Origin of the sequence: Leptospira barantonii (assembly GCF_002811925.1) — a bacterium.
GTDB classification, from domain to species: Bacteria; Spirochaetota; Leptospiria; order Leptospirales; family Leptospiraceae; genus Leptospira; species Leptospira barantonii.
The window spans coordinates 305522-329809 of record NZ_NPDS01000001.1 but is presented as its reverse complement, the minus strand read 5'-3'; the positions used below and the strand labels follow the sequence as shown (position 1 = coordinate 329809).

The following is a 24288-nucleotide window of genomic DNA, read 5'->3' as shown; positions in this document are numbered from 1 at the left end:
TTCGAATATTCAAATCTAAGAATTTATTCTAAAACGAAACAAGCGTTGAGCATGAATTCTATGTTTTCCTTCGAGATGGAATCGAGACGTTCGCTCCATTTTGCGACGGGAAGAACCTTATCCTCTTTTTCCAGATAACTCAACTGAGGAATCAAAGTATATGTTTTGTTCGCTTCGTGAAGATCGGAATCGGAAAATGAAATCAGGTTATGAATGACCGGAACACAATTCGACTGGTTTTGATCGCAGTATTCCACTTTCTGTTGGATATGTCTAACGTGGATTTCGCCTTCTTTTCCGATCAACATCTTCTTTTTCGGAAATACCTTTTTGAGAACCAGAACGAGTTCCAAGGCCTTGGTTAGATTCTTCTCTTTGGAAGTCGGGAAATAGACTTTTTTCCAAAGCTCCTGTTTTCTTTTGTGAATACAAGGTTCTTCGTCCGAATCCGCAACGGAAGGATCGGGTGTTTTTTCGCAGATTTCACGGATCGTCGCCGGAAAAAAGGATTCGACCACTACGGTCTTCGCAGTTTGTATCTTTTCAATTTTATTCTGATTTTCCGGCTCTTGTGTTTGCGCGGAAGCGCAAGACATCAACCAAAACGCCGATAAAATATAGGAAACTCTTTTTATCATATAACTCGAAACAACGAATCTCTAAATTTTTTGAATGGAAATTGGGAAACATTCAATTTTTTTTTAACAAAAGTGTCCGCATAGAAAAAAACTCGAATATAACTAAACCTGCGTTCACTTTCGATTTATCCTAACTTGGATGAAGGCTCATATTCAAAAATTATCAAATAGTCAAGCTATTATAATCTGGGAATCCGTGAGCTTATTATAATATCAAATATATTCTCCATAATTGTTTAGAATGCAACAGGAGAAATGAATGAAAATTTTCGGAATTATTTTAAAGAGAACTCTTCTTACACTTTTGCTCATCGTGATCGGAGCTCTGAGTTTTCTCTTTTTAAAGTTTCCGGACGTGGGCGAAAAACAAGAAATCAAAATCGCACATACGCCGGAACAGGTAAAAAGGGGCGAATACCTCGTAAAACATATGGCCGCCTGTATGGGATGTCATACCGGAGACAGAGACCCAAACAAACTTTATTTTCCAGTGATCAACAACGTGGGCGCAGGAAATCTAAGACTCGCTGAAGACAACTTCGGCCTTCCTGGAACCTTCTATTCAAAAAACATAACGTCTGCTTCCAGCGGCTTGGGCAATTGGACGGACACGGAAATTTTTTACGCGATCACCTCCGGTGTTTCCAAAGACGGAAGCCCCCTCTTTCCGATTATGCCTTACTTGAATTATTCTCAGATGGATCGCGAAGATATACATTCCATCATCGCATATTTGAGAACGTTAACCCCCATTGAAAACAAAATCGAGAAATCCAGTCTCAAGTTCCCGGTGAACCTCATCGTAAGAACGATTCCCAAAGCCCCTGAGTTTCAAAAGAAACCCGATCCGAAAGATTCCGTAGCGTACGGAAAATACGTAGTCACCTTTGCAGGTTGCGACGACTGCCACACTCAAAGAGTAGAAGGAAAAGTCGTCGAAGGTTTTGAATTTGCGGGAGGAACTTCCTTTCCGATTCCTACCGGAGGAATCGTAAGAAGCGCAAACCTCACACCGGATCGCAAAACCGGAATCGGAAATTGGACCAAGGAAAATTTCATCGCAAGATTCAAAGCCAACGAACAAAGAGCTAAAGCAAATCCTAATATTATACCGGGAGAATTCAACAGCGTTATGCCTTGGTTGGAATACTCGGGCATGAACGACCAGGATCTCGGAGCGATCTACGATTATCTGATGAGTTTGAAAGCGGTTCCTAATTCCGTTAAGATTTTCGAAAAATAAAAAAAGATTCGGGCATTTACGATTTGAAACCGTACCGTGCCCGAGTTTTTTTATCAGTGAATCATTTAGGAAAGAATTTTCTATATTAAAACGAAATCAAAGACGTCGATTGCCACAAAAATGAAATAAATTCTTACCAAGGAACCGTGTGAACACTCGTTTGAGTAGTTTTCTAATTCTTTTATAAATCAAGATCGTAAATTCACATTCTTGCACACCAGCATTGGCTCTATATATTCAGCAATTGTCGTTTTATAATAAACGATGATAATGCGAAATAAGTTGAGTATACTCATAGTAGCCATGAAACGATCACTGCGACTTCAGATAATCTCGATCTATTCTTTACTAACAGTGATCAATCTTACGTTCGTTGCGGTCATGATCTTTGAAAATCAGACCGATTTGCTGATCGATAACTTCACTCTGGAATCGGATCAGATCGCCAGAAAGATTCTTAAAAAAATCGAAGGTATGGAATCCTTAAACTATGAGGATCCGGAAAAACTCGCGGAGATCGAAAGCAAACTTCTCAGCATCGGAATCGAAAACTTTTCCGTAATTTCGGTGGAAGATCGTTCCGTTGAAAAGTTTAAGATCAATCTCGAACACGGCAATCGGATTTCGATCGATTATCTCAAAGGAAAACTCGCAACGATCATCAACGCGAAGGAAGCGATCAACAGTTCTTACGATATCGAACTCGATTCCAAAAACTTCATCGTAAATCTTATCTTCTATCTTACGGAAAAAACTTTTTTAGTCTCCCAGGTTAAGGTTAAAGAAATTCTCGACCGCCTCAATTCCTTATACATTCAGCTCGGTCTTCTGCTTCTTTGGGGCGTAGTCTTTCACATTCTTTTCGGAATCTTTCTCTATAGAAAAATTTTCGTTCGTTTATTCATCCTAAAGGAAGTCAGCGAAACGATGTCCACCGGCGATCTAAGCGCGCGCGCTCAATGGAACTTTTCATCCAAAGACGAATTGGATCTTCTCGGAAGTACGTTCAACGGAATGGTGGAAAGAATCGCGGAACAGGTGGAAAGTCTCGAATTCAAAAACCAACAGATTCAAACGGAACTCGAAATCGGTAAGAACGTTCAGGAATGTCTTCTTCCCGGTCGCAGAAGAAAATTTAATCTGATCACCGCGGACATCTACTACAAACCGATGCGTGAAGTCAGCGGCGATATCTACGACATTCTGGAAATCAACGACGATCGAACCGGATTCTTTCTCGCGGACGCGACCGGTCACGGAGTTTCCGCGGCTTTGATCACTTCGATCATTCACTTCAATATCGAAAACATCATGAAGGAAACGGTGAACCCTTCGTTTATCTTCACTCGACTCAGTGAAAAACTTTTCGATACCCTGCAAGGTTCCTTCTTCGCTACCGGAATTTTCGTGTTGTTCGACAAGGAAGGTTACGCTTACTTCTGCAGTGCGGGTCACAACCCGATCTACTATTACCGCAAGAACAAAGGGAAGATTGTCACTCTCAATTCGACCGGTCATATCCTCGGAATCGGAATTCCGGAAGAATACGAGGTTCTTAAGATTAAAACCGAACCAGGCGATAAGATTCTGATTTATACGGACGGAATTTTGGACGCCACCGCGCCGACCGGAGAACAGTTCGGTGACGACCGTCTTTTAGAAGTGTTTCAAGCCAACGTTCATCAGGAAGCGAAGCAGATCACGAACGAGATCAAAAAAGAAATGGATGTATTTGCGGATCATTTCCCGGACGACGTTACCTTTGGAATCATCGAAATTCAATAATTCTTATGAAGAAGAGCGTTTTCATAGCCGTAATCGGATTCCTATTGATTCTTCCTTTGGGATTTATCGTACTCGAAACCAAACTTTTCGAGTTAAGAATCATATTAGAAAGACGTAAAATTCTAAACTTCTCGTTTTCGAGCGAGATTTTGCGTTCCAAGTTCGAGGGAATCATTTCCAACAAGGAAAACATCAAAGCGGAAATGAAACTGAATCATCTTCAAAGTTCCATGATCAACAACACGAATTCCGAAATTTCACTGGAACCGACTTTCATTCATGAAACCGGAGCGATTCTGATCAATACGGTTCGTTCCCTTTCGCTGAAAGCCGGAATCAATCTTCATTTGAATTCCTCCAAGATCCGTCTTTTGGAACACGCGTTCGCACTCGAACGAAATCAATTCTACAAAGAAGCATACAGCACTTACGACGATTCATTCGACCAATTCGGCAAACAATCCGAAGAAGGCGGCTTTATCCAATTGCACCAGGGTTTTTGTCTCGCGGTTCAGGGAGAATTCGATTCGGCGCTTCGTCCTCTTTACGAAGTGAAAGCCAATCATCCCGGCACGTTGCTTTCCAGCGACGCGGAGATTTTGATTTCTCTGATTCTCAAAGCGAAGCAGAGCGTTAAAGAAATCGAAAACAATCTCGACGATCCCGAAAAAAGAGCGAAGGCTTTTTTCGCCAAAGGGAATTACGCAAAGGCTCTCGAAGAAATCGAAAAGGCGAAGATCAACAACCCGGAGATGAATTATATCAAAGGGTATTCTCTCGAGAAAACGGGTCATCAACCCGAAGCCATCAAGGAATATGCGGCTCTTGCATTCTCGGATAAGAATAAGGACATAGCGATCAAAGCCAACCGAAGACTTTTGATGTTGGGTTATTATTACAACGCGGGTTCGGAGATCGCAAGTCTTTCCGATAAAAACGCGGAACGTTTGGGCGATAAGTCCGAAGCGAACGAGATCAAAACTTCTTCCGAAAAATTAAAACAACCGAGTCGTTCTCTCGACAACGGTAATCCGGATCTCAGAAACGAAGCGCTCAATCAGGAAATCTCCAGACAAAACCAAGCGCTACTCGAGGAAGTGATTCAAAAATCGAATCAGTTTTTGAAAAAAGCCGAAACACCTCCTCCAAAACCGATGATCAAGATCACGGTTGCGGACGCCGATCCGGTTTATGCGAATCGCATCGTGATCGAAGGGGATAAGGCTAAACTTTTTTCTTCGCACTTCCCGATCACGCTTCCCACTTTTTCCATCGAATCGATCTCGATGGATAAGAACGCGACTAAAACGACGCAGTTGATCATGACTAAAGACTCAAACAAACAATCTTTTATTAAGGCTTCCGTGGATGACGATTCGATTACGCTTACCGACAAGGTTTCCAAAAAGAAGGTCCAAATCAATTCTGCGATCAAAATCGAGGTGACCCAGTGAGCAGAATTCTTTTGATACTAACGATTCTCCTTTTTTCGATCGAGATCGCGGCGCATAGGATCATCCTAAAAACGGGTGAAGAAATTTCCGGTAAGGTTACGGATAACGATCCGACCTTGGAAGAGATCACGATCCAAACCGGAGACGGCGAAAGAAAAATCAAAAAAAGCGAAATCTCCGAAATGAGATTCGAGGAAGCGGGAAACATTCTCTGTCTTGAATTGGACGAAGATCCGAAACGTGTTTGTACATACAAGATCACTAGGATCAACGCACAAACCTTGTTCTACGTCACCGAAGAGGGAGAATATCTTCGCGTCGCGATCGAAAGGGTGAAATACGCGAAGATCACCGAACCTTCTCCGAGAATTCTTCAACAGCTTTCCAAAACCGAAATTAAGTTCATCGTTTCCTCCGAAACGGACGACGACATTCTTTCCAAACTTTCGATCCTCAACGACGAATCGATCATGTTGACCAAAGGCGAAATCGAAACCCCGATCATAGTAGAAAATAAGAATATTACTAAAATCGTATACAAGCTGGAAGAACCGGTCGTCAAAAATCCGGCGAGCGGCCTTGTGCTCTGGGATTATCTGATTCCCGGTTATTATCTCAAAAGAAACGAATACGTAAAATCCGGTTACGCGATGATGGCACTTACCGGTTTATTCGCTTTCGGAGCGGCGTACGAATATTATTCGGGGATGAACGTGAAAGAAAAACAACCCCTTCTTTTGCCTCAGGACAACGGAACTTTTCTTTTGTTCGATCAGGACAATTCCGAATATTCCAAACACAAACAACTCAATCACCTTTTTCTAATATCCTTATCATTGACTTATATTTTCAACACGGCGTTGATCTCGTTTCCCGCCATGTTCTCCATTGTTGCGACCGAAAAAGCCGTTCCACAGGCGGTGGTTCCGGTTCCGCAGGCGATGATGAGAGAAAAGAACATCGAATTTAAAATGACGTATAACTTTTAGGGAGAATCAACTATATGCAAAAAACAACTTCTGGCGGACTCGCATCCAAAGACGAACTTTCCGTTCGAGAAATCACCGACTCGCACGTGCAGGGAGTTCTTAAAAAGAATATGGCGATCTTGAAAACTACCGGAGAAATCAGCTTATTCTCCGCAAAAAAATTCAAGGAAGCGATGACCGAACGAATCGAAAACGGGGTGAATATCTTTTTAGTGGATTTATCCGATACTTCCCATATCGATTCCTCCGGTTTGGCGGCTTTTATCAGCACACAAGCCAGACTTTTTAAGGAAGCTCAGGGGAAGATCATCATCTATTCCGTGCCGATGCACCTTCAAAAGATTTTCGAACTTACCAAACTCGACAAATTGATAGGAATCACGATCGACCTCGACGCGGCTATCGACAAGGCGATGGCCTAACGTTTAACGTTACAATTGCGCTCCGAACGGGAACTCTCGTTCCCAAAATGAGTTGCAATGGGTTGAATGCTTCCTAAGCTTTCCTGCGATGGCAGGAAAGCTGTTTTTGATCGGCTCCAACGTACTCGTAACCGGAGTTCCGATCAGCAACGAATTGCACGAACACTACAGCGCTTCCCTACTTTTGAGCAAAGGGGAACCTTTCCGTTTTAGAACGGGAGAATCGGATTGGATAGAATCCAAGGCGATCTTCGTACGCCCGAACGTGGAACAACAACTCGAAGCTCCGAACGAGGACATATTCATCATTCACTTCGATCCGGACAGCGTACGCATTCAGGATGCGGTTTTCGATTTTAGTCCGGAATATCTGGAATTAAAACCTGAAGTATATGCAAAAATTCTAAAATTCTTAGTTCCTCCCGCAACGGGGGAAGAAGCCGTCCAGCTCTGGAAAAAAATTCTAAACGAACTCGATCCGAACGAAAACGGGCGTAAGGTCCGAGATTCGAGAATCGAACAAGTCGTCCGAAAAATCGCGGATACGATTCCGGACAATCTCCCCCTGGAAGAATTGACCTCGTCCACGGGTTTATCCGAAAGCAGATTGATGCATTTGTTTAAGGAAGAGGTCGGAATTCCGATGCGAAAATACGTTCAATGGCTTCGAATCAAAACCTGCGTGCTTTCTCTTTCCCACGGAAATTCTTTGACGGTCGCTTCTCACGAAGCCGGTTTCGCGGACCAGGCCCACATGAGCCGGACTTTTCGAGAAATGTTCGGTTTGAAACCTTCCCTTTTTTTGAAAAATAGCAGTTCCGTTCAAGTAATCTTCTGCAAAATCGAGGATGATGAGCGACTCTAAAGGGCCGAAAAATCCAAAGAACGGCTTTAATCTTTGATGAAGGGAGTTGATATGAGAACGATAGAACAATGGCTTACCGAGTACGCGGAAAGTCACCAGAACATAGTCAATAAAAGAATTCACTGGATCGCTGTACCGACCATTATGTTTACCTTGCTCGGAATGCTCTGGTCCATTCCGTCGGAAACCATTCAAAGTTTTCTACCCGAGTCCTTGGGTCAGGCGAGATTGTTTTTAAACTGGGCGACCATCTTCGTTTTAATCACCGGAATTTTTTATCTCAGACTTTCCATTCCGATGTTTTTAGGAATGATGGCTATGGTCGCGATCATGCTGACCGGAGTTTATTATATTTCTCTCGCCGGTATTACCACTTTGATCAGCACCTCCGTGGGAATTTTCGTAGTGGCTTGGATCTTCCAGTTTATCGGCCACAAGGTAGAAGGAAAAAAACCTTCCTTCTTTAAGGATCTTCAATTTTTGTTGATCGGACCCGCTTGGTGTCTGAGCTACTTCTATAAAAAAGTAGGAATTTCCTATTAAGAATCCGTAAACAGTTTCCGTCTCGATCTTGAGCGCATTCAAGAATTCGGGACGGAGAATTTCCAAACGTTAATCCGAAATCAAATTTCAAAACAAAACTTCGCCGAAAACGATTGACTCGTTTAAAAACGGAGTTAACATCCTCTTCCACTATGGAGAATCAAAATTGAAAACGATCCAAACGTCATCCTCGAATCCTAAAAATCCGAACGGACTATCCAGAAAAGAATTCATTCGCGTTTCCACAAAGGCCGCTCTAATCGCGGGCGTAAGCGGAACGGTTTTATCCTCCACAACTGCCTGCAATTCCGGACCGAAAGGAATCGTAAGTAAGGATATTCGTTATTCTTCCCTTGCACAAGCGTTGACCGAACTTGAAACATTCAATAAATTGAATGCAATTCTCGGTTACGGAGATTGGGACGCGGGAAAAGTGTTTCTTCACTGCGCTCAGTCGATCGAGTATTCGATCCAGGGTTATCCCGAAAACAAAAGCGCTCTCTTTCAAAACACGATCGGAAAACTCGTATTTCTAAAATTCTCCTCTTCCGGAAAAATGTCGCACGATTTGGAAGCGCCGATTCCGGGAGCGACTCCGATCAAAACCGATACGAACTGGAAGGAAAGTCTTTCGTTATTGAAGGAAACCATTCTGAAGTTTCAGGTATACGGAGGAGAATTAAAACCTCATTTCGCATACGGAAGTTTATCCAAGGAAGAATACGATCAAGCGCACGCGATGCATCTCGCGAATCATTTTAGTTTCCTGACGTTCGAGTCTTGATTCTTTTTTGAGGCTTAAAAAAAATAGACTCCGGAATTCCAAAGAACTCCGGAGTCCGAGAGCAAGTGTTTCGGATGGATTCGTAAGTGAAAAAAATAGAAAATGATTACAAGGTTACAAGGCCGCCAGACTCGATTCCGCCAAATCGTATCCGCCCATTTGATCCGGATGAAAACCCGGCTTAAAGTATTTTAGACAACCGTAAAATAGCGGAGGCACCGCGGTCCGCATGTGTTTGCGCGCGTAGTCTCGATCGCTTCTGAATTTCTTCCAGGAAACTTCGGGATCTGCGATCAAAAACCAATACTGAAACAAAATCGCATAAGACCAAAGAAGAACGGTGGCGATCGCAAAACCGAAAATTCTCAGGAAATAACTCGGAGCCGACGCTTGAAGCACGTCGTATACGACCGACTTGTGCTCGATCTCTTCGCAAGCGTGCCAAACGAGAAGTTTTCTCATGTCTCCGTGCGCGTCGCGGGACAGATCGTATTTCAAAGATATTTCGCCTAACGTGGCCGTGTAGTGTTCGAGAGCGGCGGTGATCGCAAGATCGATCTTAGGACCGAAAAGAAAACGGAAAAAAGGAAAGATCACCTTGAAAGCGGTGAAGTGATAAAATCTCGCGATTCTATCCAAGGGAAGATTGACCTTACGGATGGAATCCCAAACCCGTTCGTGTTCCTTTCCGTGTTGAACCTCTTGACCGATGAACGATTTCACGCGATTCTTTAGGGATTCGTCCTGAATCTTATCCTGAAACGGTTTTACGCTTCGAATAAAATATCTTTCCCCTTCCGGAAAGATCACGTGAAAGCTGTTGAGCGCGTGCGTCATGATCGAGTTATCGTTGAAATAATGTCTGGGAAGATTTTCCAAACCTTCGAAGTCCATCTTACGAACAGAAGGAGCTTGTCCGTCGATCGTTTTGGTAAACGGTTTTTTCATAATTACCCAACCTCTTGACTATCAAAGAAGATCATTTTTATTTCCGATTCGGCGAGTAGGATAACCGATCTCGAACTTTCGTTCTTTCCGAATTCCGAAACGACTGATGGATTTTGAAATCGGCTAGGATTTTCTCGTTCTTCTTTCGGGAATTCCCGGATTTGATCCTTTGATTTCTTTAAATCGGAGTTCGAAAACGAATTCCTTAAATCAGGAATCTTCTTTACGGATTAGATAGGATGCAAATTCTGGAAAGCGACCAGGAACGGGGGATTAGCTCAGCTGGTTAGAGCGCTACCTTGACATGGTAGAGGTCACTGGTTCGATCCCAGTATCTCCCACCACTTCCCTTTCCGAGATCCACTTTACTTCAAACCGACAAAATCCAATCTTGTCGCATGTCGTTTCTCAAAAAGAAAATCATCACGAGAACGATTCTCGTATTATCCTTTGTCAGTCTTTTAACGGATATAGCTTCCGAGATGTTGTATCCGATTCTTCCCATCTACTTAAAAGAAATCGGATTTTCCATTTTACTGATCGGAATTTTAGAAGGTGTGGCGGAAGCGACCGCAGGATTCAGCAAGGGTTCCTTCGGAAGAATGTCCGACCTAAGCGGCAAACGATTGCCGTTCGTACGATGGGGTTATCTTTTGAGCGCGGCTTCCAAACCGATGATGACGTTCTTTCTTTCGCCGGTTTGGGTTTTCTTTGTGCGAACCGTCGATCGATTGGGAAAAGGAATTCGAACCGCGGCACGAGACGCAATGCTTTCCGATGAAACGGATGCGGAAAACAAGGGCAAAGTTTTCGGATTTCACAGATCCATGGACACGTTCGGAGCGGTGTTAGGGCCCGTATCCGCGCTTGTATTTCTTTACTTCTATCCCGGTTCTTATAAGGAATTGTTTTTATTGGCGTTTATTCCCGGGTTCTTGGCGATCGCGTTTACGTTTTTGATTCGCGAAAAATCAAAACCTCCCAAAGTGGATTCAAGCAGGGAAGAATATTCCATTTTTCTGTTTTTCAAATATTGGAAACTGGCTCCGGAATCCTATAAGAATCTTTGTAAAGGAATTCTATTCTTTACACTTTTCAACGGCTCGGACATATTCCTGCTCCTAAGATTGAAGGAAGCGGGATTGAGCGATTCACTTTCGATCGGTGCTTATATCTTTTACAATCTCATATACGCACTCGCCGCTTATCCGCTCGGAGTGATCGGAGATAAGATCGGACTAAAAAAATTATTTCTGTTCGGCTTAATAGCCTACACGATCGCGTATTGGAGCATGGGTTACGGAAGCGCTTCTTGGATTCTTTGGGGATCGTTCGGAGTTTACGGAATTTACGCGGCGTCCACCGAAGGAGTTTCCAAAGCCTGGATCACGAACCTTGTTCCCAAAACGGAAACTGCGACGGCGCTCGGAACCTTCAACGCGTTTCAAAGCGTCTGTATGATTCTTGCGAGTTCGATCACCGGTTATCTTTGGACAAACTGGAATTCTTCCGTTGCTCTCGGAGTTTCCGGAGTCGCATCTTTGTTCGCGGGATTCTTTCTTTTCTTTTCCAAAGAAGTGGAAAGCGAAAATTCTCGTTGATCTAAAAACGATCAAATCAATCGATCACGATCCAAGCAACAAACCCGCGGATCTCGAAAGAACTTCGACGAATCTCGCAACGACACCATGCCCTAAAAACAAAAAAGCTCCCTATTCGGGAGCTTTCAGTACCGGTTTGGTTTATCTTTTTGATTTAGGAGAGAATATTAGAATTCGATAATGTCTCTTATTCGACGGAAAGAACCGAAATCGTGGGAAGTTTAAACCCGAGAACGGTCGCCAAATCCTTACGAATCTGATCGCGAACGTTTTGTTTATCCTCGACCAAAAGCGCCTGACGAAGATAAAATTCCGCGGCTTTCAAATCCACTTCGCCGAGAGCCATAGAAACTCTATAACGTACGGAAGGATTCTCGCTTTTAATCATATCACAAAGAGCGTAAAAACTTTTATCCGCAACTTTCATAATATTCACGATCGAGTTGAGAAGAGCCGCTTTTGTGAAATCGTTCTTTTCCTTTTCCAAAGTGGAAACGAGAAAGTTTACGGTTTCCTTGCGGTTCATAAATTTCAAACCGTCGGCCGCGGACGCGCGGATATAAAAGTTCGGATGACTGAGAGCGTTTACGAGAACGTCTTCGGATTCCTTAGCGTACGGATAACTTCCGATCGTTCTTAAAATTTCACCGGCGGCGATGACCATCGTATAATCGTCCTTAGACGTAAAATACGGTTCGTCCTTTTCCAAAATGGTCGGTTCGATCTTTTTGTATTCTTCGATCGTAGGTTTGATCGCGATTTCCTGATCCATCATGGAAAGAGCCTGAGCGATCGTGAATTTTAAATAAGGATGATTTTCAAGCGACTTCGGAACTTTTGGATTTCCGCGAAGCGCGTTTAAAAGAGGGCGAACCGCGAGTTTGTTGCTGACGAATTTGAGATAATCGGCCGCGTCCACTTTCTCTTCGTAAGAACCGGATTCAAGTTTGCGGATCTGTTCGAAATAGGCTCTATCGGCGTATTCTACCGCCTTATCGCCACCGGCAAATAAAGGCAAAACACTGATAGAAAACAAAATGATAGAGATCGAAATATTCTTAAACATGGAATTCCCTCTCTTGTAATATCGGTTTTCGGAATCGTCGGCTTAAAGTTTCAGGCTTCCTTTTCTTTTACACTTTCTGCAATTTTGCGGATTTTTTCGGATAGGTCTTCCAATGGTAGATCGGTTTCGGTGGATTCTTCCAGCTCTTTTCCGATTTTTTTGAGGTCTTCTTGGATACGAAGTTTGTTTTCGGAGGCCCTGCTGGCCATGTGAGTCAAAAGATCGTCCCGGTATTCGGTGGCCATCTCGAGTTTAAGTTCGCCGAGCGAAATCATCGACTGGAGAATTTTTTCCAAACGATCCCGTGTCAGATAACTCGCGCCGATTCCGCCGAGGACAAGACGACCGAACAAGGAGCTGATGTCCTTACCGGTTTCGCGGATCAAAGCGGAAAGCATGAAGTTGGAAAATTCTTCGTTTCTTTGACCGAGAGAAACTTTCAAAAACGTTTGTCCGAGAATTTTCGGAGTGATATCGGAACCGGACATATTATCGATCACGCGGATTTCTTCTCCGTTGATGATCATCTCCGCGACGTCTTCGAGAGTAATCGTTTTACTCGTCTCGGGGTCGTAGAGTCTTCGGTTCGCGTATCGTTTCAGAAGTTTCATTTTAATTGGTTGCGTCTTTTACGCATCGCACAATTCTAGAATTCGCCGGAAAAGCCTTCGGTCAAGCAAAATACCCATGGCAAGCCTACTCTTCGATTGTCTCTTTCTAAACGGACTTACAAAAAAGGAAGAAAAGCTGTTGTTCTCTCTCTTGGATTGGAAAGAAATTTCCGTTCAAGAATGGGCCGGAGCGGGAAGATTTCCCGATGTAAACCCCGGACAAATCGTCATTCGCAAAACGATCGAAACGGATTCCTTACAAACCGCGTTGGATTGGTCCAAACAACCCTTGCTCTTGGGAAGAATCGAACCTTCCCTTCTGAAGAATTTATTCGAACAAGGTCTGAATTATTTTTTAGACTTACAAACCTCGAACGTCGTGGACGTTCCGCTGGAGAATCTTCCGCAAAAAAAAGGATTGAACGCTCTTGTGATCGGACCCGATTCTCTTTTGTTTCAAAGAATCCGCGCTCACTTGAAAGTGATCGGATGGGAAACCTATCCTTGCAGAGAATTGTCCTCGCTCAAAGAAAAGTTCCGCGAATACGAACCCGGATTGCTCTTTGTGGATTGGGAAAGAATGAACGTCAAGGACGCGGTCGATCAACTGAAGAATCTTCCGCAAAGGGCGATCTTTCCACCGGTCGTCGGGATCCGAGACGTAAAAAGGGAGAATCTCTTTCAGGATTTGTCCGCGGGAATCCGAGACTTTTGTCAGGAACTATATTCAGAAAAAGAAATATTCGAAATTTTGAATCATTCGATCCCCGAACTTGAAAGGGAGAATTACGGTTCCGAAAATTTCAAACGGATGATCTTCGAATTCAGAACCGATACGAGACCGACCGGCATTCGGATCGAAAAAACAAGATCGACTCAGGTTTCCGACTCCAATCTGGAAAAGATCAAACTTCAAAAAATTCTAAGCTGGATCGGCGAGTTTCTTTGATATGATGGAAACCCATTACATATCATCTCCCGAAATCGAATCCGTGGGTTACGACGAGGACAACGGAGATCTGTTGATTCGATTCCGCGAAGGAAACGAACAAAGTTTCACGAAAATCCGGAAAGAAATCTACGTCGCTTTGATGCAATCCGGTTCCAAAATGGAATTTGTGCGTAAACTGATCGACGGCGTTTAACGAAACCGAACGACAAAATCAAAACCACCATATTATTGTTGAAGCAACGATTATAGAAGCAACAATGGATCTACGGAGAATGATCCATGAACTCTTCCAAAGAAACAAAAACCTCACAACTCATCGACACCGCGTTCGCTTATTATTTTCATAGAACGGATCGTCTTTTGCGTCTGCATTTTACTAAGCTCATGTCCGACAACAACGAGGACGTCACCGTGGAACAATGGATTCTACTCAACCAACTCAACGCGAACGGCACAGCGTCCCAAACGGATCTCGTGGACAAAACGTTTAAGGACAGACCGAACGTTACTCGTCTTTTGGACGGATTGGAAAAAAAAGAACTGGTTCAACGGGTTGACGATTCCGAGGACAGAAGAAAGTTCAAGATCGTGATGACAAAAAAGGGAAAGGCTCTTTTGGAAAGAACGATTCCCATGATGTTGAAGGAACGAAAGCTGATCTACAAGGGACTCAGCCCGAACGATCTGCAAACCCTGAAAAGAATCTCCGAAACGATCGAAGCAAACGTGTTAGACGGAAGAATCTAATCTTCAATTCAGATGCGCCTTTAAATCTTCCAAAGGAATGTGATCCGTAACCTTCGTAGAAAATTTCGCGATTTCCACTTTTAGATCGGGACCGATCAAAAACTCCGCGGGCATACGATCCATTTTCATACCCGGAACTTTTTTCATTTCGAATCCTAGATTCTCCGCTTCTTGAATTTCCTTTTTAGAAGTTAGAATCGTCTTAAAAACTCCGAACCAAGAAAACCCAACGTCATACAAACGATAGAGATCGTTGTTCGGATCCGGGATCAAGGAAAAGGGAAGTTCGCGATTGCCGACACTCTTCTCTATACTTTCTTTTGTGGATTCGAAAACCGCAAGAACCTGAAGGCCTTGTTTCTGCAACGCCGGATAAGCGTTTAAGAGTTGATGCACCCTTAGATTGCACAAAGCACATTCCGCGTTTCTAAAAAAAGCCAACAAGGTGTGTTTTCCTTTTAGATCGGCAAAACCGATCGTTTTCCCCAAATGATCCTTTACCGTGAATTCTTTCGCAGTATCTCCCGCTTTTAATTTCATAAAAATCTCCTTTTATTCTTCTTTGATTTTAGACGCATTTTGTTGCCTAAGCAACAATTATTTAGGTATCATTTTAGAAAAAATCGGATTTTTACAAAAAATTCTACGATCGCGAACGTTTGAAAAACCGGGGAAACTTCTTGCATTTAATTTGAAGCAAAACTATTCTTGGACCATGAAACGAATCCTGATTTCCATTCTTTCCCTTTTGGCCGTTATCATCGTCGCACTTCCATTTTTGGGAGACGGAGAATCCAAACGCATCGACTCGGAGATACGATCCAAAAGTACGGGTTCGTTTTTAGAAACTCCGGACGGATTTGTTCATTACGAGTGGGAAGGTCCGGAAAACGGACAACCGGTCGTATTGGTGCAGGGATTTTCCAACCCCATTTTTATATACGAACCTCTTTCAAAGAGACTTCAAGAGGAAGGTTATAGGGTTCTTCGTTTCGATCTGTTTGGAAGAGGGCTTTCCGATCGCCCGGACACCACGTATAATCCGGATCTGTTCGATCGACAGTTGAGTAATTTATTAAATTCTTTGAATATTCAAAAACAGATATATCTTATCGGAACGTCCATGGGCGGGGTCATCGTAACAGACTTCATTCTCAAACATCCGGAACGTGTTAAAAAACTCGTATTGATCGCACCCGCGGGTTTTCCAATGGAAATCCCTTCGATCGGTAGAATCACTCGTCTGCCTTGGATCGGCGAATATCTGAGCAAATCTTTCGGGGACGGAATTCTTCGCAAAGGTGCTAAAAAGAATTTTTTTAAACCGGAACGTTTTCCCAATTTGGAAAAAGAATACAGAGAACAGATGCAGTTCATCGGTTTCAAACGAGCCATTCTTTCCAGTCTTCGCAATATGCGTCTCGAATCCTTTCAGGAAGAATACGGAAGACTCGGTAAGAATCCGATCCCGAAACTTTTGATCTGGGGAAAACAGGATCGGGTCGTTCCTTTTTATCTACACGAGATCGTGTTGAAGACTCTTCCCGGTACGGAGTTTCTGCCACTGGATGAGGAAGGACATGTTCCTCACTATGAATCTCCGGAAAGAGTGGCTCCTAAAATTTTGGAATTCTTAAAAAAATAAGAGCCGTTATACGTTCAATCCAAGGGAAGAAGATAAGTCGTTTTATTTGCGGTAAGAGGTTCGTAAATTTCCATCGAAGCTCTTCCGTTTAAGTCGCAACCTTTTTCTTCGCAGGCTCTGAAAAGTTTCGGATAAACCTTATAGATTCCGAGAAAGATGGAAACGAAATTCTTCAGCGGAAATTCCGCAAAAAGATATTTTCTCGCGGGAATGGTTCTCGATTTCAACTCGATCGAAAGTCCATCAGGAATCTTTGATATAGGTTCCGCGAGTACCGCGCCTACTTCGCATCGTAGTTTTTCTTTAGGAACGTGATTCGGATTGTCCAGATAAATCGCGAAAAGTTTAAAGTCCCGAATTCCTTTTTCGGGAAGTTCTTTTTGAAGAGTTTCGAAAGTGACTCCCACGTTTCTGTAATCTCCGATTCTTTCGTGGGAAAGAACGTAATAAGGTCCCTTCACTTCTTCCTGAACTTGAACACGATCGAAAGCGCCCATATAAAACAAAAAGGCAACGATCAAAAGCGTTAATACTAAAACGCTCAGTGCGAAAATTTTCATATACACCTCAAAGAATTAGAATCAAAAAGAAAGGAACGATCAAACTCATATTTATATAGAACAGATAGGAATATCTTTTAAAAACGGAACGTTCCCTTTTTAGAAAAATCAAATCCCGAACCAATAAAATTCCCGCCAAAAATAAAAGAGCGGGAAGAAAGAATTCCGCGGAACCGTTTCTTTCATAGGGAAAATTCCGAAATGTTTTCAACCAACCCGGTCCGCCCAGAAACAAACTCGCCAAAATCAAAACCGAAAAAAGATTCCATGGAATTAAAAGAATCAAACCGAGAACGGACCCGCGTTCGTTTTGCCAGGAAAGACGAAACAATCTGAATTCGCTTGAAATTCTTTCCTTAAACCCCACTCCGAGTATATCAAATAAATGGAATATTCTAAAATTGCCGTCCAGATACGAGTCTTCCAGATGGATTTGCAATGCGTCCTTCATTCTTTTCGGAAAAGAGGAAGGATAAGCCGTTTCGATCAGGATTTGAAAACATCGGAAAAGCATTTTAGTTACCTAACAAGTCCAACTTCTTCGCTCTTTTTAAGGTAACTTCGAGTTTTTTAAGTTCGTACACGAGAATCTCTTTTCCTTCGGACGTAATCTCGTAATACAATCTTCTCGGATCGTCGTTTTCGTTCGCTCTTTTCTTGGAATAACGAATCCATCCGAAACCGCGGATCGATTCCAAAGTTCGATACAAGGTTCCCGGTCCGAGTTTGAAACTTCCTTCCGAAGATTCTTCGACGGACTTTCCGATTCCGTATCCGTGTTGCGCCCCTTCCGCCAAAGAAAGAAGAATATGAAACATCGCGGGTGTAATTCCTTTTGTTTCGAGCGATTCTTCCTTGAGAGCCATATATCCATTATGGATATATTCAAATCGGACTCAAGCCTTTTTTACAAAACCGAACCGGATTCTTCCCAAACTCCGGAAACGGAAGGCTACAAATTCGAAAATAAATTTGAACATGTTCAAATTTTGTTCTTGCAAAAGAATTCGTCGTGTTGTATTTTTTGAACATGTTCAAATTTGGAGAAAAATTATGAAACGCATCTTTTTTTGGGCGGTGTTCTTGGGAATCACCGCTTCCGGTTACGCAGACGCGCAATCGGATTTGTTCGAAGAAGCCCGCAAAGGAAATCTGGAGAATCTTGAAAAAGCGCATTCCATTGCGCCCGATTCATTTGACAATACGGACAGCAGAGGTCGATCCGTCGTATTTTACGCGATCGAAAGCGGAAACGTAAACGTGCTCAAGTTCGTCCTGGATCGTAACAATCGGATCGACGTTCCCGATAATTCCGGAGAATATCCGATTCACTACGCGGCGAAAAATCCGGACAGCAGAATCATCGACTTGGTTCTCAATCGGGATTCTTACCTGAACTATCTGACTCGAAACGGCGAGAACGCGCTCGACATCGCTTCTTATTACGGGAATCACAGTGTGGTCGCTTATCTCACCGCGAAGGGAATGAAATATTCCAAACCGGTTTCAGGCCCGTATACAATCGGACTTTACTTCGGTTATCTGATCATCAGTATTTTGATGACCATCTGGGTCGCAAGAACCTTGTTTAACAACGGAAGAATCTTTCTCGTGAAAATGTTCAACGGAGAGGAAAAACTCGCGGACTCGATCAATCATCTTTTGATCGTCGGTTTCTATCTGATCAACATCGGTTACATAAGCCTTTCCTTGACCTCCAGTCAGAAACCTATAGATTTGGCGGAATGTATCGAAGTGCTGACCACAAAAGTGGGAATCGTTCTTCTTATTTTGGGTGCGATGCATTTTTTCAACCTGTTCCTGTTCGCAAAATTCAGAAAAAGAATCTCACATACCTTCGGAGAAGCTGAAGTTCACGCATGATTCGAAAAAAAGCAAAATCACAGAAAGAGACCGGAAAGTCGCAACCGACCCGGTCTCTTCTTTTTGAAACCGCGATTTCCCTTTTTCAAAAAAACGGTTATGACGAAACGACGATGAGAGCCATCGCTCAAAAGGCCGGCCTCGCACTCGGCGCTTCGTATTATCATTTTAAGACGAAAGAGGACATCGTATTAGAATTTTATAAAACCACTCAGGAAGTCGCAAACATTCAAAATATTGAATTTTGTAAATCCGAGTCCGATCTAAAGGAAAGAATCAAAAACATAGTTCGATTCAAACTCGGACAATTCCGGGGTTACGAAAAATTCCTACACGTTCTTGCAAGGAGCGGAGGCGATCCGAATCATCCTCTTTCCCCGTTCAGCAAGGAAACGAAACAAATCCGAGAGGATGCCATCGCACTTTTTAGTTACGCAATTGCGAGTTCCAAAGATTCCGTACCGGCGGATTTAAAAGAAGAACTCCCCTATTTATTTTGGCTTTATCAGGTCGGAGTCATTTACGTTTGGCTTTTCGACGAATCGCAAGGCAAAAAGAAAACCGAACTTTTGATCGAAAAGGGTCTGGATCTTATATTCCAACTTTTGAAACTATCCTCGCTTCCTCTTTTTCGATCGATCCGTAAATCGCTTCTATCCATGATCGATTTATTCAAAAAGTAATCTTTAATATTCTCTTAGGAGTTCATCTTATGCGCCTCAAAGATATAGACACTCTTCCGCCGAAGGATAAAATCAAAGAGGAGATCCTTGAAAAAACGGAAGAATATGTTCGGGATCTCTCCACCCTTCAGGAAAAATTATACGCGCAGAAAAAGAATTCGATTTTGATTCTTTTGCAAGGAGTGGACACCGCGGGCAAGGATGGAACGATCAAACACGTTTTCGGAGGAATCAATCCTCAAGGTTGTTGTGTTAAGTCTTGGATAAAACCGAACTCGGAAGAGATTCAGTTCGATTTTTTATGGAGAATCCACAAATACGTTCCACCCAAAGGAATGATCTACATTCACAATCGCTCTCATTACGAAGACGTTTTGATGCCTAAAATCATGGGAACCCTTTCCGACAAAAGAATCGAGGAAAGAATGGAATCGATCCGAGATTTCGAAAAACATCTCGAAAGGGAAAACGACACAAGGATCATTAAGTTTTTCTTACATATCTCGAAGGAAGAACAACAGGAAAGAATCAAGGAACGACTTTCCGATCCGGATAAAAAATGGAAATACGATCCTTCGGATCAAACGACCCAGGATCGTTGGGACGATTATCAGGCCGCATACGAAATGATCTTTAAGGACAAGGATCGGGAAAAGGAATGGAATCTGATTCCCGCCGATAAGAAATGGTTCCGCAATTATCAAGTCGCCAAAATTCTTTGCAAGGAACTGGAGAATCTTGTTTAATAAGAAGTTGATGTGGATCGTGGGCGACGATCGTCGATGTGATTTATCGAAACCGGTTGTCCGCGCCGATGTCGCAATAAAAAAGGTCGAGCTTTCGCCCGACCTTCCAACTCTAACTAAAAGAGACCTATTCTATTTCAGTAATCCCGGTTCATTCCTTTTTTAGAAGCGAATACCCCGAGAATTTTCAACTGAGCCTCTTTGACCTTTTCGGATTTATCGTAAGAATCGTCGGACCTCATCAATTCCTTCATCAGCCAACGAGAAGATTCTCTATCAAGAAAATCTAATACTTGGATTACGAGTTTTTCACGAACGCTTTTCAAAGCTTCGGCGAGATCCGGAAGGCTTACCTGTCTCAACAAGTCCTTCAGTTCGGCGTATGATAAAGAATGAAAGGCTCTGCTCAAAAGAATATCCGAATCTATCTGCGGTTTGGAGTTGCAGAACTCGGCGTAAAAATCGTTGAGAAGAATCGTATCGATCTCTTTTCTTTTTTGAGTCACGAAGTTCCAGAAGCTCTTCTGATAGGATTCTCCGAAATAAGACGCGACCCTTTCCAAAAAGATGGAGATATGAAGTTCGTTTTGAATCACTTCCATTCCTTCGAGAATGATGATTCTATCCAAAAGTTCCTTTCCTTCGTAGTTTCCGGAAATGATATAACCTTTTAAAATATTGCGGATGTTTTCGGAATCCATTCCGATTCCCATCAAATCAAATCCCTTTCTCAACAGAAACGGATGTTCTTCGGAATCAAAAGCATCGATCAAAAAATATTTTCCAAAGACATAACACTTTTCGCTCAGTTCCAACATCATTCCTAATGTTTGAAGACTTTGTTCCCGATCCGTGTCTTTGCAAAAAAGTTGGTCTTGTCGTATATTTGCCAGCATGCTTTGGTTTCTCCGAATCTTAGTATTGATTTTTCCAATCTATCGATCGCATAAAAACGGATCGTTTGGAATCAACGAGTTCTCTTTTTATAAAGATGCTTCAATAGACGTGAATTTGCTTTTTTTTCAAACCCTTTTCGCACGTTTTCTTGAGCAAAAATGGGAAATCTTTCGTCGTTTCTCGGTTCGTTCTCGACTTTTAATCCTTTCGTGTTACGGCACTTGAACCAAAGGGAAGAGCGCGACCTTGATTGAATTCGAATAATGAACCAAAGGTGAGGAACTTAAAAGCGGAATCTTATGACTTTCTAAAATCGTATTGCGATGAACGATACATTCCGCTTTTTGAAGCGGCCAAGATCGATGATGTACTTCACCTCGATAGATTCTCCCTTGTGAATCCTTACTATAAAGACAATATCTTTCGGTGAGCCAATGCTCCAAGGTTCCCGGGGAAGAATGATAGACTTCCGATACGGGTTGATACGTCGCGTTGAATTCTCCGAGGATCGCGCGCGAATCTTTTCGACGACAAAGAAATTCTTTTTGAGTTTGAGTTCCTTTGAGTTTTATATCCGCGTTCAAATACGGTAGATGAAAGAAACTTCTTGCGATCTCGACGACAAAACGATTGTCCGCGTCCAGGCTAAAAAAATAAACTCCAGGTTTGGAATCCTTTCCTACATTCTTTACATAAGTCCGAACGTTCAATTCGGGAAAGTTTGAAATCCATGGAAGAGGTGGAAGATAAATCGGTCGAACCCCTTTCATTCGAAACGGCACCAATCCGATATAAGCCTTGCCTTGATATGTATCCGCTTCCAATCCTTTGGGAAGAATTTCTTCTAAGAATTTTTGCGGAATCTCCCAGTGAAGAAATGCCAATTCTTCCCAGTACTGAATCATAAACGGTTTTGTTGTCGGTAAAGACCAGGGTCGATGTGCGGTTTGGCTCAGAATGTTGGAAAGAGAATTTGGATTCATGGAAGTGTTAGTTTCTCTTTTGGAATCGTTCGAGGCAATTTCGATTTGATACTTAAGGGAAGGTTTTGTGGGAACTCATACAAATTTACGACTACAGTTCTATCTTCGAGAATCAGAAGCCGGACATCTAAAAAATCTTTTTCGAAAAAGATGTCTTTTTATAAATGTAAATAATCTACTTAAAAAATAAAAACCCTGTCTGCGCCCACCGACCTTGTTGATAGCAATTACAAAGGCTCCCCTATATGAAAAAGAATTTTAAAAAGTCTATTTTGATTCTCTCTTTGTCCGTTCTTCTTACGAATTGTCCCGGTGGAGGCGGAGGTAGCGATATGTCTTCCCTTCTCGTGCTCGCGATGGGAAACTCCGCGGCGAACAACACAAACAACAAACCTTCGAATCCGACCATATCCGCACCTTGTATGGAAAAGAATTCCTTTACCATATCCAGCGGAACCTCGTGGACGTTTAGCAGTAAACCTTACTATTATTCCAGCGCCAAAGTTTACACGTTGTCGACTTCCAAACCTTCTTCTTTCTTTTATGCGAAACAGGATCATTCGTTTAACAATCCGAGCTCGGATTATAGACCGGTGTTTCCGACATTCTACGATTCAACAGGATCGAATTACCTCGGAAGAGAAATATGGAACGTCTTCACCGTAACTTCGATGAGTCCTTACGGATACAACGGATATTATTACGCGAATAAATTCATCTCGAACACTTCCTCATCGGGACAAATCAACGCGGTCGATTTTAACTTTCCGGTCAATCCGGCGACTACAAACGCGAGCGCATCGATCGTGACGAATTGTAGAAAGATGGATTCCGACGAACAATTCTTTTCAGCAAGCGGCGGAAGTACGAGCACGAACGGCCTTTCTAAGATCTGGACCAATCGCAAAAAATTGAATATAAATCTGATCTTTATCAAGAACGGTTTGGATCGCGCTTATCCGAATCCTACCGAATCCGGTTTACAAACCGCGTTGGATCGTTGGAAGTCGATTTATTCTCAGAACTCGGTTAAGATCGATCTTCAATTCACAGTAACGGAATTGGATTCTTCGGAATTCTTAACGTTATCCGCTCTATCCACGGACGCTTATACGACTTCCGGAAGTTTGGGAAAACTATTCGCAACAACTTCTGCGGTACAATCGGATACTTCTTTAAATCTTTATATCGCAAGGGACGAAACCGAGGTCGGCGGCGTATTGGGCGTTTCCGGCGGTATTCCCGGAACGGTCGGTTTAAAAGGAACTCCTCAATCGGGAATGATCGTGTTCATAGAACCGCATCGTTCCTCCGGCGCTTTGGGCTCGATTCTCAGCGTAGCCGATCAAAACTTTTTGGCGGATACGATGGCCCACGAAGCCGCGCATTTTCTCGGGTTATTTCATATCGTGGAGCGTACGGGTCAGAGCGGAAGCGGTTATCCGAATTATACGATGGACCCTTTGATCGAAACTCCGATCTGCACTTCCGCTCGCAACACAAACGGGAACGGGGTCGTGGATATTTCCGAATGTAGCGGGACCGGTTTTTTCGATTCGGGAGCTTTGAACCTGATGTTTTGGGCGGGCGACGGGGTTACGCAACAAACCCAACTTACGGGGGAACAGGGCTGGGTTCTTAGGATGAATCCTCTCGTTTATTGAACTAAATTAGGAAATTCTAAATTATGAAAAACTTAACTATTATCTTTTTGGCTTTTTTTATTCTTTGTTTTCCGTCGTTTGCGGAGAATCTGGATCCTCAAAAACTTTCAGAGATTCGTAAGACTTTGTCGGTAACCCGACACATGGAAGATCCGAACGAATTGAAGGCGGATCTGGAAGTGATCGCAGTCGATCCTTCTCCCTATTTGATGGCGGTGATTCAGGAACCGGGAACCCGAGTTTACGTTCGGACCCGCGCCCTCAACCTGCTCCAGTTTTATTCTTCGGATAAAACCGCTCAGTTTTTGGAATCTAAGATTTCGGCGAACAACGAACACGATTCCGTTCGTAAATTCGCGATCCGCAGTTATGCGATTTCTCAAAAAGATAAATCTTCAAAGGTGGAATCCTTTTTGGGGAAATTCAAATCGGATTCGAATTTGGGCGGTTTTGTCCAAAGAACTCTCAAAGAATACACGTTGAACCGGCCTTTGGATTCTAAGAATTCTCCGAACCGAGAATTGGATCGTTCTCAGTTGAAAAAGTAACCGCTTCCGAATTCGAAGGAGTTCCTACAT

At 42.9% G+C, this 24288-nt stretch carries 28 protein-coding genes and 1 tRNA gene; 19 read left to right on the top strand and 10 right to left on the bottom strand.

All coding sequences use genetic code 11. The features are described 5' to 3' along the window. Nucleotides 1-23: 23 nt before the first annotated feature. Nucleotides 24-638 (bottom strand): hypothetical protein, encoded by a 615-nt coding sequence (locus CH367_RS01540; protein ID WP_100760753.1) that lies wholly within the window; start codon nt 636-638, stop codon nt 24-26. A 259-nt stretch (nt 639-897) separates the two neighbouring features. Here CH367_RS01540 and CH367_RS01535 point away from each other — a divergent pair, with 259 nt between their 5' ends. The 8 genes from CH367_RS01535 to CH367_RS01500 all read left to right on the top strand — a co-directional run bounded on the left by CH367_RS01535 (nt 898) and on the right by CH367_RS01500 (nt 8723). Continuing rightward, the gene (locus CH367_RS01535) at nt 898-1881 is read left to right on the top strand and encodes a c-type cytochrome (RefSeq protein WP_100760752.1); all 984 of its coding nucleotides are present in this window, start codon (nt 898-900) and stop codon (nt 1879-1881) included. 303 nt (nt 1882-2184) lie between these two features. Further along, nucleotides 2185-3666, top strand: coding sequence for a SpoIIE family protein phosphatase (locus CH367_RS01530; protein WP_100760751.1), 1482 nt, complete (start codon nt 2185-2187; stop codon nt 3664-3666). Nucleotides 3667-3671: 5 nt separating this feature from the next. Continuing rightward, nucleotides 3672-5120, top strand: coding sequence for a hypothetical protein (locus tag CH367_RS01525; protein WP_100760750.1), 1449 nt, complete (start codon nt 3672-3674; stop codon nt 5118-5120). Beyond that, nucleotides 5117-6109 (top strand): LB_137 family protein, encoded by a 993-nt coding sequence (locus CH367_RS01520; protein ID WP_100760749.1) that lies wholly within the window; start codon nt 5117-5119, stop codon nt 6107-6109. The genes CH367_RS01525 and CH367_RS01520 overlap by 4 nt, the downstream gene beginning before the upstream one ends. A gap of 14 nt (nt 6110-6123) precedes the next feature. Continuing rightward, nucleotides 6124-6531, top strand: a complete 408-nt coding sequence (locus CH367_RS01515) for an STAS domain-containing protein (RefSeq protein WP_100760748.1) — start codon at nt 6124-6126, stop codon at nt 6529-6531. A 106-nt stretch (nt 6532-6637) separates the two neighbouring features. Next, a complete protein-coding gene (locus CH367_RS01510; protein ID WP_100761304.1) occupies nt 6638-7396 on the top strand; it encodes a helix-turn-helix transcriptional regulator in 759 nt (252 codons plus the stop codon). 51 nt (nt 7397-7447) lie between these two features. Continuing rightward, nucleotides 7448-7939: an Mpo1 family 2-hydroxy fatty acid dioxygenase gene (locus tag CH367_RS01505; RefSeq protein WP_100761303.1), complete on the top strand. Its 492-nt coding sequence runs from the start codon at nt 7448-7450 to the stop codon at nt 7937-7939. A gap of 175 nt (nt 7940-8114) precedes the next feature. Next, nucleotides 8115-8723, top strand: a complete 609-nt coding sequence (locus tag CH367_RS01500; protein ID WP_165783211.1) for a DUF1569 domain-containing protein — start codon at nt 8115-8117, stop codon at nt 8721-8723. A 114-nt stretch (nt 8724-8837) separates the two neighbouring features. Here the strand turns inward: CH367_RS01500 and CH367_RS01495 are convergent, their stop codons facing one another. Next, nucleotides 8838-9671, bottom strand: coding sequence for a metal-dependent hydrolase (locus tag CH367_RS01495; protein WP_100760746.1), 834 nt, complete (start codon nt 9669-9671; stop codon nt 8838-8840). Nucleotides 9672-9938: 267 nt separating this feature from the next. On the opposite strand from CH367_RS01495, the gene CH367_RS01490 reads away from it, so the two are divergent. Both CH367_RS01490 and CH367_RS01485 read left to right on the top strand, forming a co-directional pair. Then, a tRNA-Val gene (locus tag CH367_RS01490) sits at nt 9939-10015 on the top strand. Nucleotides 10016-10069: 54 nt separating this feature from the next. After that, complete coding sequence (locus tag CH367_RS01485; RefSeq protein WP_100760745.1) at nt 10070-11272, top strand: MFS transporter; 1203 nt, start codon at nt 10070-10072, stop codon at nt 11270-11272. Nucleotides 11273-11459: 187 nt separating this feature from the next. Here CH367_RS01485 and CH367_RS01480 read toward each other — a convergent pair whose 3' ends face one another. Next, nucleotides 11460-12338 (bottom strand): HEAT repeat domain-containing protein, encoded by an 879-nt coding sequence (locus CH367_RS01480; protein ID WP_100760744.1) that lies wholly within the window; start codon nt 12336-12338, stop codon nt 11460-11462. Nucleotides 12339-12388: 50 nt separating this feature from the next. Beyond that, complete coding sequence (locus tag CH367_RS01475; protein ID WP_010573585.1) at nt 12389-12949, bottom strand: polyhydroxyalkanoate synthesis regulator DNA-binding domain-containing protein; 561 nt, start codon at nt 12947-12949, stop codon at nt 12389-12391. A 76-nt stretch (nt 12950-13025) separates the two neighbouring features. Here CH367_RS01475 and CH367_RS01470 point away from each other — a divergent pair, with 76 nt between their 5' ends. From CH367_RS01470 to CH367_RS01460, 3 genes are all read left to right on the top strand, one after another. Then, on the top strand, nt 13026-13898 hold the full coding sequence (locus tag CH367_RS01470) for a hypothetical protein (protein WP_100760743.1): 873 nt from the start codon (nt 13026-13028) through the stop codon (nt 13896-13898). Nucleotide 13899: 1 nt separating this feature from the next. Beyond that, a complete protein-coding gene (locus tag CH367_RS01465) occupies nt 13900-14094 on the top strand; it encodes a KTSC domain-containing protein (protein WP_100760742.1) in 195 nt (64 codons plus the stop codon). Between the two features lie 86 nt (nt 14095-14180). After that, nucleotides 14181-14648 (top strand): MarR family winged helix-turn-helix transcriptional regulator, encoded by a 468-nt coding sequence (locus CH367_RS01460; protein ID WP_100760741.1) that lies wholly within the window; start codon nt 14181-14183, stop codon nt 14646-14648. Nucleotides 14649-14651: 3 nt separating this feature from the next. Here the strand turns inward: CH367_RS01460 and CH367_RS01455 are convergent, their stop codons facing one another. Then, entirely contained in the window at nt 14652-15188 is a 537-nt protein-coding gene (locus CH367_RS01455) for a redoxin domain-containing protein (protein ID WP_100760740.1), read from the bottom strand. 175 nt (nt 15189-15363) lie between these two features. Here CH367_RS01455 and CH367_RS01450 point away from each other — a divergent pair, with 175 nt between their 5' ends. Then, nucleotides 15364-16293, top strand: a complete 930-nt coding sequence (locus CH367_RS01450) for an alpha/beta fold hydrolase (RefSeq protein ID WP_125226081.1) — start codon at nt 15364-15366, stop codon at nt 16291-16293. A gap of 14 nt (nt 16294-16307) precedes the next feature. Here CH367_RS01450 and CH367_RS01445 read toward each other — a convergent pair whose 3' ends face one another. The 3 genes from CH367_RS01445 to CH367_RS01435 are packed head-to-tail and all read right to left on the bottom strand — an operon-like array spanning nt 16308 to nt 17719. Next, nucleotides 16308-16853 carry a GyrI-like domain-containing protein gene (locus tag CH367_RS01445; RefSeq protein WP_100760738.1) on the bottom strand — a complete coding sequence of 182 codons (546 nt, stop codon included), beginning with the start codon at nt 16851-16853 and terminating at the stop codon, nt 16308-16310. A 7-nt stretch (nt 16854-16860) separates the two neighbouring features. Next, nucleotides 16861-17367 (bottom strand): hypothetical protein, encoded by a 507-nt coding sequence (locus CH367_RS01440; protein ID WP_100760737.1) that lies wholly within the window; start codon nt 17365-17367, stop codon nt 16861-16863. 1 nt (nt 17368) lies between these two features. Beyond that, the gene (locus CH367_RS01435; protein ID WP_100760736.1) at nt 17369-17719 is read right to left on the bottom strand and encodes a PadR family transcriptional regulator; all 351 of its coding nucleotides are present in this window, start codon (nt 17717-17719) and stop codon (nt 17369-17371) included. Nucleotides 17720-17906: 187 nt separating this feature from the next. Here CH367_RS01435 and CH367_RS01430 point away from each other — a divergent pair, with 187 nt between their 5' ends. Genes CH367_RS01430 through CH367_RS01420 form a run of 3 tightly spaced genes read left to right on the top strand, consistent with a single transcriptional unit; the run spans nt 17907 to nt 20166 of the window. Then, nucleotides 17907-18737: an ankyrin repeat domain-containing protein gene (locus CH367_RS01430; RefSeq protein WP_100760735.1), complete on the top strand. Its 831-nt coding sequence runs from the start codon at nt 17907-17909 to the stop codon at nt 18735-18737. Next, on the top strand, nt 18734-19420 hold the full coding sequence (locus CH367_RS01425) for a TetR/AcrR family transcriptional regulator (protein WP_100760734.1): 687 nt from the start codon (nt 18734-18736) through the stop codon (nt 19418-19420). Before CH367_RS01430 ends, CH367_RS01425 begins: the two co-directional genes overlap by 4 nt. Nucleotides 19421-19449: 29 nt before the next feature. Then, a complete protein-coding gene (locus CH367_RS01420; protein WP_100760733.1) occupies nt 19450-20166 on the top strand; it encodes a PPK2 family polyphosphate kinase in 717 nt (238 codons plus the stop codon). 137 nt (nt 20167-20303) lie between these two features. Here the strand turns inward: CH367_RS01420 and CH367_RS01415 are convergent, their stop codons facing one another. Beyond that, complete coding sequence (locus tag CH367_RS01415) at nt 20304-21062, bottom strand: LIC10244 family PerRA/PerRB upregulated protein (RefSeq protein WP_100760732.1); 759 nt, start codon at nt 21060-21062, stop codon at nt 20304-20306. Between the two features lie 213 nt (nt 21063-21275). Continuing rightward, nucleotides 21276-22046 (bottom strand): YqjF family protein, encoded by a 771-nt coding sequence (locus CH367_RS01405; RefSeq protein ID WP_100760730.1) that lies wholly within the window; start codon nt 22044-22046, stop codon nt 21276-21278. 245 nt (nt 22047-22291) lie between these two features. Between CH367_RS01405 and CH367_RS01400 the strand changes: the two genes are divergently transcribed. Then, entirely contained in the window at nt 22292-23710 is a 1419-nt protein-coding gene (locus CH367_RS01400) for a zinc metalloprotease (RefSeq protein WP_100760729.1), read from the top strand. Between the two features lie 23 nt (nt 23711-23733). Continuing rightward, the gene (locus tag CH367_RS01395) at nt 23734-24258 is read left to right on the top strand and encodes a hypothetical protein (RefSeq protein ID WP_100760728.1); all 525 of its coding nucleotides are present in this window, start codon (nt 23734-23736) and stop codon (nt 24256-24258) included. The last annotated feature ends 30 nt before the right edge of the window (nt 24259-24288 follow it).